General features: G+C 71.7%; 14 protein-coding genes and 1 pseudogene. 6 read left to right on the top strand and 9 right to left on the bottom strand.

Annotation, left to right across the window (positions count from 1 at the left end):
- Both AB0C29_RS18750 and AB0C29_RS18745 read left to right on the top strand, forming a co-directional pair.
- The coding region (locus AB0C29_RS18750) for a LysR substrate-binding domain-containing protein (protein ID WP_360821705.1) at positions 1-671 on the top strand (671 nt) is incomplete at its 5' end.
- A 59-nt stretch (positions 672-730) separates the two neighbouring features.
- On the top strand, positions 731-1633 hold the full coding sequence (locus AB0C29_RS18745) for a DMT family transporter (protein WP_360821704.1): 903 nt from the start codon (positions 731-733) through the stop codon (positions 1631-1633).
- A 2-nt stretch (positions 1634-1635) separates the two neighbouring features.
- On the opposite strand, the gene AB0C29_RS18740 is transcribed toward AB0C29_RS18745, so the two are convergent.
- Genes AB0C29_RS18740 through AB0C29_RS18720 form a run of 5 tightly spaced genes read right to left on the bottom strand, consistent with a single transcriptional unit; the run spans position 1636 to position 5537 of the window.
- Positions 1636-1977: a VOC family protein gene (locus AB0C29_RS18740; protein ID WP_360821702.1), complete on the bottom strand. Its 342-nt coding sequence runs from the start codon at positions 1975-1977 to the stop codon at positions 1636-1638.
- Between the two features lie 20 nt (positions 1978-1997).
- On the bottom strand, positions 1998-2861 hold the full coding sequence (locus tag AB0C29_RS18735; protein WP_360821700.1) for a TauD/TfdA family dioxygenase: 864 nt from the start codon (positions 2859-2861) through the stop codon (positions 1998-2000).
- Positions 2858-3637, bottom strand: coding sequence for an ABC transporter ATP-binding protein (locus tag AB0C29_RS18730; protein WP_360821698.1), 780 nt, complete (start codon positions 3635-3637; stop codon positions 2858-2860). Before AB0C29_RS18730 ends, AB0C29_RS18735 begins: the two co-directional genes overlap by 4 nt.
- A complete protein-coding gene (locus AB0C29_RS18725; protein ID WP_360821697.1) occupies positions 3624-4652 on the bottom strand; it encodes an ABC transporter substrate-binding protein in 1029 nt (342 codons plus the stop codon). The genes AB0C29_RS18730 and AB0C29_RS18725 overlap by 14 nt, the downstream gene beginning before the upstream one ends.
- A gap of 9 nt (positions 4653-4661) precedes the next feature.
- Positions 4662-5537 carry an ABC transporter permease gene (locus AB0C29_RS18720; protein ID WP_360821695.1) on the bottom strand — a complete coding sequence of 292 codons (876 nt, stop codon included), beginning with the start codon at positions 5535-5537 and terminating at the stop codon, positions 4662-4664.
- 137 nt (positions 5538-5674) lie between these two features.
- Here AB0C29_RS18720 and AB0C29_RS18715 point away from each other — a divergent pair, with 137 nt between their 5' ends.
- Both AB0C29_RS18715 and AB0C29_RS18710 read left to right on the top strand, forming a co-directional pair.
- The gene (locus AB0C29_RS18715) at positions 5675-7129 is read left to right on the top strand and encodes an MFS transporter (protein WP_360821693.1); all 1455 of its coding nucleotides are present in this window, start codon (positions 5675-5677) and stop codon (positions 7127-7129) included.
- A gap of 23 nt (positions 7130-7152) precedes the next feature.
- Complete coding sequence (locus AB0C29_RS18710) at positions 7153-7464, top strand: hypothetical protein (RefSeq protein WP_360821691.1); 312 nt, start codon at positions 7153-7155, stop codon at positions 7462-7464.
- Here AB0C29_RS18710 and AB0C29_RS18705 read toward each other — a convergent pair.
- Positions 7425-8507 carry an aldo/keto reductase gene (locus AB0C29_RS18705; RefSeq protein WP_360821689.1) on the bottom strand — a complete coding sequence of 361 codons (1083 nt, stop codon included), beginning with the start codon at positions 8505-8507 and terminating at the stop codon, positions 7425-7427. The genes AB0C29_RS18710 and AB0C29_RS18705 overlap by 40 nt on opposite strands.
- Before the next feature lie 105 nt (positions 8508-8612).
- On the opposite strand from AB0C29_RS18705, the gene AB0C29_RS18700 reads away from it, so the two are divergent.
- Both AB0C29_RS18700 and AB0C29_RS18695 read left to right on the top strand, forming a co-directional pair.
- Positions 8613-9023, top strand: coding sequence for a MerR family transcriptional regulator (locus AB0C29_RS18700; protein WP_360821687.1), 411 nt, complete (start codon positions 8613-8615; stop codon positions 9021-9023).
- Positions 8972-9106, top strand: a pseudogene (locus tag AB0C29_RS18695) (DUF4241 domain-containing protein); the annotation flags it as partial. The gene AB0C29_RS18700 and the pseudogene AB0C29_RS18695, both read left to right, overlap by 52 nt.
- A gap of 50 nt (positions 9107-9156) precedes the next feature.
- Here the strand turns inward: AB0C29_RS18695 and AB0C29_RS18690 are convergent.
- Genes AB0C29_RS18690 through AB0C29_RS18680 form a run of 3 tightly spaced genes read right to left on the bottom strand, consistent with a single transcriptional unit; the run spans position 9157 to position 10220 of the window.
- The gene (locus AB0C29_RS18690) at positions 9157-9375 is read right to left on the bottom strand and encodes a DUF2283 domain-containing protein (RefSeq protein WP_360821685.1); all 219 of its coding nucleotides are present in this window, start codon (positions 9373-9375) and stop codon (positions 9157-9159) included.
- A gap of 40 nt (positions 9376-9415) precedes the next feature.
- The gene (locus tag AB0C29_RS18685) at positions 9416-10042 is read right to left on the bottom strand and encodes a redoxin domain-containing protein (protein ID WP_360821683.1); all 627 of its coding nucleotides are present in this window, start codon (positions 10040-10042) and stop codon (positions 9416-9418) included.
- A 55-nt stretch (positions 10043-10097) separates the two neighbouring features.
- Positions 10098-10220 carry a zinc-binding dehydrogenase gene (locus tag AB0C29_RS18680; protein ID WP_360821707.1) on the bottom strand — a complete coding sequence of 41 codons (123 nt, stop codon included), beginning with the start codon at positions 10218-10220 and terminating at the stop codon, positions 10098-10100.
- Between the last annotated feature and the right edge of the window lie 14 nt (positions 10221-10234).

Below are 10234 nucleotides of genomic sequence, written 5' to 3'. Positions count from 1 at the left end.
CGAACACAATCCCCAGGAACACCCGGACGTCGGTACTCACCCTCGCTGTGCCCATCAGGCAATCATGCCGAACGTCGTACCCGGCGATGGCCCGCCTGGCCACGGACGCGCCGCGGCTCACCCTGCGGGTGCGCGAGGCCGACACCGAGGAGGCGCTCGACCGGCTGCTGCGGGACGAGACCGACGTCGTGGTCGGGCTCGATGGAGAGGTACGGGCGGACGACGCGCGCTTCACCCGTACGCCGCTGCTGGTCGACCCGCTCGACGTGATCCTGCCGGCCGGGCACTCGCGGGCGGCCACCGCCGACCTGTGTCTCGCCGACCTCGCCGAAGACGAGTGGATCGTGCCGCCGGCCGGCCTGTGCCGCGACATCGCCCTGCGCGAGTGCTCGCTGGCCGGCTTCACGCCCCGGATCGCCCACACGGCGGACAGCTACGTCTCGGTCTTCGCCCTGGTCCGCGCCGGGCACGGCGTCGCGCTGGCGCCCCGGATGTGCACCGCCGGCCAGACGCCGGGCCTGACCGTACGGGCGCCCCGGGCGCAACAGCCGGCGCGGCAGGTCTCGGTGTTCCTGCGGCACGCGGCCGAGCAGGCGCCGCACCTGCGACCGGTCGTCGAGGCGTTCCGCCGGGCCGCCGCCGAGCTGGAGCAATCTTTCATTTCTGCTTAACAGAAGCGCTTAGAAACACCTGGTGGACGCCGGAGCCCTCGCACTTCGAGGATAGGACCATGAAGATTCGCTTCCTGGTTCTGGCGCTGCTCTGGGGCAGCAGCTTCACGTTCATCAAGGAGGCCCTGGCCGGCCTCTCCCCCGCTCAGCTCGTGCTGGCCCGGCTGGTGCTGGGCGCGGTGGTGCTGCTGAGCATCGCGGCGATCCGCCGGGTGGGGCTGCCGCGCGGTGCCGCCGTCTGGGGTCACCTGGCCGCCGCCGCCCTGTTCGGCAACGTCATCCCGTTCCTGCTGCTCTCCTACGGCGAGCGCACCGCGGGTGCCGGCATCGCCGGGGTGCTGGTCGGCGCGACCCCGCTGCTCACCCTCTCGGTCGCGGCCTTCGCGCTGGCCGAGGAACGCGCCACCGCCCGCAAGCTGATCGGGCTGCTGGTGGGCTTCGCCGGCCTGGTCGTGGTCATCGCGCCGTGGCGCACCGGGGGCGGCTCGGCCGGCGGGGAGCTGGCGTGCTTCGGCGCGGCGGTCAGCTACGCCGCCGGCTTCGTCTACGTCCGCAAGTTCCTGTCGCCGCGGCACCTCGCGCCGATGTCGCTCGCCGCCGGACAGCTGTCCATGGCTGTGGTGCTGCAGGCGGCGGTCAGCCCGTTCCTGCAGTGGGGCGCGGTGTCGCTGACGCCGCGGGTGACGGTGAGCATCGTGCTGCTCGGCGTGCTCAGCACCGGGCTGGCGTACGTGCTGTACTTCCGGCTCATCGGTGAGGTGGGCGCGACCACGGCGTCCGCGGTCAACTACCTCGTACCGATCGCGGCGGTCGTCGTCGGGGCGATCACGCTGGGCGAACGGATCACCCTGACCACTGTGGCCGGTGGTGTGATCGTGCTGGTCGGCATGGCGTACGCGGAGAACCGCCTGCGCCGTCCGCGCCGCGACCCGGTCACCGCGGCCGCGCCGCAGCCGCGGTGATCTCAGACCGGGCCGCCGCCGAAGCCGATCTCGTTGCCGTCCGGATCCCGGAAGATCGCCGTGCGCACGCCGTTGTCGTAGGTCTCGCTGTGGGCGGGGGCCAGGCCGCGACCGGCGATCGCGGCCAGGCGGTCGTCGAAGTCGCTGACGAAGACCGTGTGCAGGGCGTGCCCGGCCCGGTCCGGGAGCACCTCGATGTACAGGAAGCGGTGCTCCGCGAGCTCCCAGACCGCCTCGGTGTCGTTCGGCAGGAACGACGGCGGCTCCCCGAGGAGCTGCTCGTACCAGGCCGCGGCGGCGGTGTAGTCACGGACCGGGACGCCCGCGAACAGGTCCAGAGTCATGCGCCCATCGTGCCACCTGCTCAGCGGCGCCCGGGGCCCACCGGGACGTCGCCGCGCAGAGTGATCCGGTGCATGACCCGGCGCTCGGTGCCGTAGTCGCGGTTGGCGTAGTGGGCGGTGCTGCGGTTGTCCCACATCGCGACGTCGCCGGCCCGCCAGCGGTGCCGGACGATGTGCTCGGGCTTGGTCAGGTGGGCGTAGAGGAGGTCGAGGATGGCCCGGCTCTCGAACTCCGACACCCCGGTGATGTGCGAGGTGAAGCCCGGGTTGACGAAGATGCCCCTGCGGCCGGTCTCCGGGTGCACCCGGATCACCGGATGCTCCACCGGGTCGAGCCGGGTGACGACCTCGCCGTCCCACTCGTTGCCCTGGCCGCCGCGGCGCTGGGCCAGGTAGTAGCCGAACTCCCGAGTGCCGTCGTGCACCGCGGTCAGCCCGTCCACCAGGTCCCGGACCGCCGGGCTGAGCGAGTCGTAGGCCAGCTGCGAGTCGGCCCAGTTGGTGTCGCCACCGCTGGGCGGCAGCGTGACGGCGCGCAGGATCGAGCCCAGCGGAGGGCGGCGCATGAACGTCACGTCGGTGTGCCACACGTCGGCGAAACCGTTGTCGGTGCTGTCCAGCGCGTACACCTCGGGGTGCGCGGCGTCGACCCCGCCGACCACCGGGTGCGACGCGGTGAGCTCACCGATCCGCCGGCCCAGCCCGACCTGACCGTCGTCGTCGAGGCGCTGGTCGCGGAAGAAGAGCACCTTGCGCTCCACCAGGGCGGCCCGTACGGCGACGAGCTGCTCGCCGGTCGCGGCACCCAGGTCCACCCCGTGCACCACCGACCCGAAGTGCGGGCCGAGCGCCTCGAGGTCGAGTCCCACTGCGGTCGCGGTCATGCGGACACTCCTTCTCCTACGGTGGCCGCCGCGCGGACGGCGTGACCGATCTCCGAGCGCAGGGCGGCGTACGCGGGCAGCCCGCGCAGCTCGTCCGGCGCGACGCCGTTGCGGGGCAGGTCGATCGGCAGGTCCAGGACGACCCGGCCGGGCCTGGCGCTGAGCACCACGACCCGGCTGCCCAGGAACACGGCCTCGTCGACGCTGTGGGTGACGAAGACACACGTACGGCCGGTGTCGGCACTGACCCGGCGCAGGTCCTCCTGCAGCCGTTCGCGGGTCAGCGCGTCCAGCGCGGCGAACGGCTCGTCGAGCAGCAGCAACGGGTTCGGCACGGCCAGCGCCCGGGCGATGGCGACCCGCTGCTGCTGGCCGCCGGAGATCTGCCAGGTCCGCCGGTGGGCCACGTCGTGCAGCCCGACGCCGGCCAGCAGCTCGGCCACCCGTTCGCCGCGGTCCGGGATGCCGGCGTAGCGCAGGGCCAGCTCGACGTTGCCCCCGACGGTCTTCCACGGGAACAGCCGCGGCTGCTGGAAGACCAGGCCCGCGCCGCGGCCCGGCACGGGGGCCGTCCTGCCGGTGCGGACCGTGCCCAGGGTCGGCTGCTCGAAGCCGGCGATCAGCCGCAGCAGTGTGCTCTTGCCACAGCCGGACGCGCCGACCAGCACCAGGAACTCCCCGGCCGGCACGGTGAGGCTGACCGGCCCGACGGCCGTGACGTCGCCGTAGGAGTGCTGGACGCCGTCGAGCTCGACCGCGGCCTCAGCTGAGGACATCGGGCAGTCCCTTGACGTAGATGGACTTCTGCACGGTGGCCAGATCGGGCACGGCGTCGATCTTCTGCTGGCTCTTGAGGAACTCCGACGCGCTGACCAGGTTGTCGGCGAGCTTGCCGACCTGCGCCTCGGTGCCCAGCCACTCCGGCGAGGCGAGCTCCGCGGGCTTGAGGAAGACGCCCTGGCTGAGCTGCTTCTGGGCGTCGGCCGGGCTGAGGTTCAGCTCCTGGCCGACCGCCTTGGCCGCCGCGGCCGGGTCGTTGGCGATGACGTCCAGGGCCTGCGCCTCGACCTTGCGCCAGGCGTCGACCGCCTCGGGGTGGGCCTGGATGAACGCGGTGCTGACCACGCCGAGGTCCAGGGTGGGCTTGCCGGCGGTGGCCAGCTCCTTGCTGCTGATCAGGACCTTGCCGTTCTTCTTCAGCTCGTCCAGCGACGGCAGCCACGAGTACGCGGCGTCCAGATCCCCGCGGGTCCAGGCGGCCAGGATGTCCTGCGGCTCGAGGTCCACGATGGTCACCTCGGACTCCTTGACGCCGGCCTTGTTCAGCGCGGCGAGCAGGCTGTAATGCGCGGTGGAGGCGAACGGTGTGGCCACCTTCTTGCCGCGCAGCCCGGCCACGTCGGTGACCCCGCTGCCGTTGCGCGCGACCAGCGCCTCGTTGTCACCGGCCACGTCCAGCACGAACGCGACCTGGTACGGGATGTTCAGCGGGGCGGACAGCCCGCGGGCCACCGGGCTCGACCCGATCGCGGCGATGTCGATGCTGCGGCCCAGGAACGCGGTGTTGATGCTGGCGCCGGAGTCGAACTTGGTCCAGGTGATCTTGTAGTCCGGCAGCGCCTTCTCCAGCAGTCCCTGGTTCTTCACGATCAGGTCCCCGCTCGGGAACGCCTGGTAGGCCAGCCGGATGGTCTTGTCGGCCGTCCCGGAACCGCCGCTGGCGGCACCGTCGCCGCAGGCGGCCGTCGCGAGCAGCGCAGCGGCGGCGAGAACGGAAAGGAGTCTCTTCACGGGGGTTCCTTAACTACGGCCGCGCCACGGGATCAGCCGGTCCTCGGCTGTCCGCAGCAGGGCATCGATGAGCAGGCCGGAGAGGCCGATGGCGAACAGGCCGAGCACGACCACGTCGGTCTGGGAGTAGCGCTGAGCGTCGCGGATCAGCCCGCCGATCCCGGGGACGCCGTTGATGGTCTCGGCCGCGACGACCGAGGAGTACGCGACGCCGACGGCGAGCCGCGCGCCGGTGAAGATCTCCGGCAGCGCGTTGGGCAGCACCACGTCCCGGGTGGTCTGCCAGCGTCCGGCCCCCAGCGCCCGGGCCGCCTCGACCAGCCCGGTCGGCGCCGAGTAGACGGCCGCGGCGGTGGCCACGGCGACCGGCGGCAGCGCGGCGATGGACAGCAGCCACAGCTTGGGCGTCTCGTCGATGCCGAACCAGATGATGAACAGGCTGAAGTAGGCCAGCGGCGGCAGCGCGCGTACGAACGTGACGACGGGCTCGACGACGACCCGCAACCAGCCGACCGTACCCATCAGGATGCCGAGCACCAGGCCGCCGCCGATGCCGATGGCCGAGCCGATGAGGATGCGCCGCAGGCTCACCCCGAGGTGCTCGACGAGCAGGTGGCCGCTGTAGCCGCGGATGCCGTCGTGGGTGGACGAGGTGACGATCAGCTGGTGCCAGACGGCCGCCGGGGCCGGGATGAAGGTCGGGTTGCGCACCAGCCGGGCGGCAACCTCCCAGAGCAGGTAGAGCACGACGAGCGAGACGAGCCGCAACACCAGGCGACGCCGGCGCCCGCCGCGCGCGGCCGGGGCGGGACGGGCAGCGCTGGGCGCCCCCAGGCCCGGATCGGCACCGGCGGGAGCCGGCGGAACGGACACGGAGGTGCTCACGGACGACTCCTGCGGGACGGCGGATGCGGCCTGCTATTCCTATAGCCTTACTAGGCTTTTGGGCAAGACCCCGTCCCGCCTGCTGGAAGCGAGCTGCGTCCTAACCACCCGGCCCGGCCCTCCCCTACGGTCTGGGCGTGCCGAACCGCCGTACCGTCTCGCTCGCGATCTGCCTGTGCGCCGCCTTCACCACCCTGCTCGACCAGTCCAGCCTCAACACGGCGATCCCGTCGCTGCGTACGGCCCTGGACGCCGGCCCCGGCACCCTGCAGTGGATCGTCGCGGGCTACTCGCTGACGTTCGGGCTGGCCCTGGTGCCGGCGGGCCGGCTGGGCGACGCGCACGGCCGCAAATGGCTGTTCGTCGGCGGGCTGAGCGTGTTCACCGCGGCGAGCGTGGTGGGCGGCACGGCGGAATCGGCGTGGGTGGTCGCGCTGGCCCGGCTGCTGCAGGGCGTGGGTGCGGGCACGGTCAACCCGCAGATCTTCGGCATCATCCAGGAGCTGTTCACCGGGCGCGAACGCACCCGCGCCCTCGCCGCATACGCGACAGTGGGCGGGATCTCCGGGGTCATCGGGCCCCTGGTCGGCGGCACGGTCATCGGGGCGCTGGGCGAGCAGCACGGGTGGCGCTGGGTGATGCTGCTCAACGTGCCGTTCGGGCTGATCACCGTACCGCTGGCCCTGAGATGGCTGCCCGCGACGGCCCGGCGGCCCGGCACCCGGCCGGCCCTCGACCTGGCCGGGCTGGCCCTGCTGGCCACGGCGACGCTCGCCGTGCTGCTGCCCTTCGTCCTGCCGGACGGCCAGGGCCCGCCGCGGTTCTGGTGGCCGGTGGTCGCGGCGGCGGCGCTGGTCACGCTGATCGCCTGGGAGCGACGGTACGCCCGCAGCGGCCGCACCCCGATCCTGCTCCCGGCCCTGCTGGGCTCCCGCGGCTTCAGCCTCGGCGCCCTGACCGCGATGTTCCAGTTCGGCGCGACCATGTCGGCGTCGCTGGCCCTGACATTGTTCCTGCAGGACGGGCTCGGCTGGTCGCCGCTGCACGCCGCGCTGACGATCCTGCCCAGCTCGCTGGGCTTCGCGATCGCCTCGTCGCAGAGCTGGCGCCTGGTCAGCCGCTACGGCCGGATCAGCGTGGTGTGGGCCCTGACCGGATCCTTCCTGACGCTGACGGTGACCGCAGCGGTGATCGGCTGGGTGCCGGCCGGCCAGCTCGGCATCGCGCTGACGGTGACCCAGCTGGCGATGGGCGTCTCCGGCGGCCTGATCATCTCGCCGAACCAGGCGTTGACGCTGGCCCACGCGCCGGCCTCGGCGGCGGGGCTGGCGGGCGGCTTCCTGCAGGTGTCGCAGCGCATCTCGGCGACCATCGCGACGGCGGCGGTGGCGGGGGTGGTCCTGGCGGGCATCACGGCGGGGGTGGCCCGGGAGGCGGTGGCGCACGGGCTGGTCATCTGCGTGGCCATGCTGGCGCTGGCGACCGTCTGCGCGGCCCTGGACGTGCGACGGCCTCGGGTTGCCACGGAGTCCGGTGGGCGGGAGGCACCACACACGCCACCGATCGCCTCTGGGGCCGGCCCACCCGGGTGAGGTGAGTGCTGCATGCTGGTCGGGTGCGGAAGCTGACCAACGAAGAGTTCAAGGCCACGACGGTGCCGCAACCGGCGCCACTCGACACGGACGTGGAACCACCGTTCGACTTCTGGCCGTACTTCGACGCCATCCCCCCGGAGGACTTCGGCGGGCACGACTTCTCGGAGGGGGACGTGCCGTACGGCTGGAACATGACCGGTACGCCGTACCAGCACGTCCTCATCCAGTGCGAGACCGCCAACGTATTCCTGGTGCTCGTACTGAACCTCGACGAGCACGCCGTCGCCGGCCATCATCTGCTCGACCTCAACAAGGTGTACGGCCTCGCCTGAGCACGGATGACCGGTGGACGCTCGGGAAACCGGGCGAACAGTGAATGCGGCGTCATGCCCGGCTCCAGGTGGCTCTCGGTGTCGAGAGTGGTCAGGTGCTCGGCGGACAGGTCGATGTCGAGGGCATCGAGGTTCGCATCGAGTTGGTCGACGGTCGTGGCGCCGACGAGAGTGCCGACAACTCCCGGCCGGCCGGTGACCCAGTTGAGCGCGACCTGCGCGGCCGTCCGGCCGACCTCCTCAGCTACCTCTTTCAGCGCCTCCAGGATGCGCCAGTGCCGGTCGGTCAACGTGACGGCGACGGGCCACTGATGGTCCGGGCTGAGTCGTCCGGCCTCGGCGGCAGGGCTCCCATGCCGCTGGTACTTGCCGGTGAGGAAGCCGTTGGCGAGCGGTGACCAGGGCACGACTGCCATGCCGAGGTTGAGCGCCGCGGGCAGGTGCTCCCACTCGATGCTCCGCTCCGCGAGCGAGTACTCCAGCTGCAGCGCGGCGACCGGCTCCCAGCCGCGATGATGGGCCAGCGTCTGCGCTTTGGTGGCCCACCAGGCCGGAACGTTGCTCAGCCCCACAGCGCGGATCTTGCCGCAGCGGACCAGCGCGTCGAGGGTGGCCATGACCTCGTCCACGTCGGAGAGCTGGTCCCACATGTGCAACCAGTACAGGTCGAGGTAGTCGGTGTTCAGGCGGCGCAGGGACGCCTCCACCGCGGTGAGGATGTGCTTGCGGCCGTTGCCGCGGGCGTTGGGGTCGTCCGGATGGGTCGGGCCGCCGAACTTCGTGGCCACGACCAGCCGATCCCGGTCGGTGGTCTCCCGGATCAGCTTGCCCAGCAGCTCCTCACTGGCGCCGCCCCCGTAGACGTCGGCCGTGTCGATGAAGTTGCCACCGCGTTCGAGATAGCGCCGGAAGATGGCCCGCGAGGCCTCCTCGCCGGCGTGCCATCCGCCGTTGCCGAAGGTCATCGTGCCCAGTCCCAAGGGCGAAATCCGAAGTCCGCCGGCTCCCAGCAGGAAGTAGTGATCGAGGCCGTTGGTGGCCATGGGCGCCCGCCTTTCGAGGTCGACCCGGCCAACCCAACATGCTGGAGTGCACTCCCGGTCAAGAGCGGTTGACGTGGAGCACGCTTCAGGTGCCATGCTCGGCGGGTGCCGTCTCACACTCCGAAGCAGGCCGCCGCGATCAGCGGGTTCAGCCTTCACACGCTGCGCTACTACGAACGCATCGGCCTGCTGCCGAGGATCAGGCGTACCGCGACAGGCCGGCGCGTCTTCAGCGAGACCGACCTGAAATGGCTGGGCCTGCTGCGTTGCCTGCGCGACACCGGGATGCCGATCGCGGAGATGCAGCAGTTCGTGCGCCTCATGAACAGCGGCGCCGCGACGACGGCCGAACGGGCGGAGGTCCTGTCGGCCCACGAACACCGCGTCGAGGATCAGATCAGCCGGCTGCAAGGTCACCTCACTCAGATCCGCAGCAAGATCGAGACCTATCGGGACGGCAGACCGTGGTCGCCGCCGGTCACCGACGAAACCAGGCCGGCGATCTCGTGGGGGTGACGCTCACGGCGGTGTACTGCGACGGCTGGGGCGACGGCGCCTACCCGACCTGGATCGGCCGCGACACATCCGGCGCGGTGACCTGCTTCGTCGCCGGCATGCTCCGCTTCGGCGCGGGGTTGTGGCGCCCCGATCAGATCGGGTCGGCAGCCGCGAGGACGGCCGCGCTGAGCAGTGCCGTGGCGCCGATGATCTCCACGCCCAGGAGGCGGCCGTCGGCGTCGAAGTCGAGGACGATGTCGCCTCGGCCTTCGCGTTCCACGACGACGTTCTCGATGGCCGCTCCGGCTCGAATGTGTTTCTCGACGGCGAGGTAGGCCGCATCAGCGTGGCTGTCGAACGTCATCCGCATGCCGCATCTCATCACGTCCCGGCCGTCGCCCGGGAGGCGGTCAGCCGCGCGGCGCCACCGGGATCGAGCTGATCTGCTGGCGCAGAGTCGCGATGATCGGCGCCGCCGGGGTGCGGGCCGCCGTGAACGGGTGTACGTCCGCGTAGCGCACCGTTCCCGTGCGGTCCGCGACCACCACGCTCGGGTACGGCAGGACCGACCGCCGCGTGCCCAGCACTTCGGTGGCCTCGGGCGCCTGATAGCCGAGGCCGAACGCGTCGATCAGCGTGTGCCGGGGGTCGGCCGCCACCAGGTAGCTCAGGTCGTTGCGGTGTTTGACCGGGGCCAGCAGCTCCGCCCGTTGCGGGCTCACCGCCACCAGGTGGGCGCCCAGGTCCGTGCAGGCCGGGGCCAGAGTCCGCTCGTACGCCACCAGGGTTTCCTCGCAGGCCGCCGAGCCCGCGTACCGGATGAAGACCAGGACCAGCGGCCCGGTGTCCAGCAGCCGGCGCAGGTGGATCGGGCCCAGGTCGACCTCGATCAGGGGCAGGTCCGGGACCCGGCCGCCGGGGGCGATCATCCGGCTCCAGACCGCGTCCTTCTCGAACTGGCGCCGGACTGCCGCCTCCTCGGCCCGGCGGCGGGTGGTGTCCGGGGCGCCGGCGCTCAGGTGCACGGATCTCGTCATGGCGCCACCATATCCATCGAATAGGTAGGCATTGTGAAGCCTTGATGAACGCTTGTCAGGGCACGAGCACCAACCGTCCGCGCAGGCCACCGGCGGCCAGCCGCTCGTGGGCCCGGGCCACGCCGGCCAGTGGGATCGTGTCCGCCACGCGCAGCGTCAGCAGACCCGCGTCGACCAGCGCCGCGAGTTCCG

Origin of the sequence: Actinoplanes sp. NPDC048791 (genome assembly GCF_040650095.1) — a bacterium.
Classification (GTDB): Bacteria; Actinomycetota; Actinomycetes; order Mycobacteriales; family Micromonosporaceae; genus Actinoplanes.
This window is presented reverse-complemented; position numbering and strand designations above follow the sequence as displayed.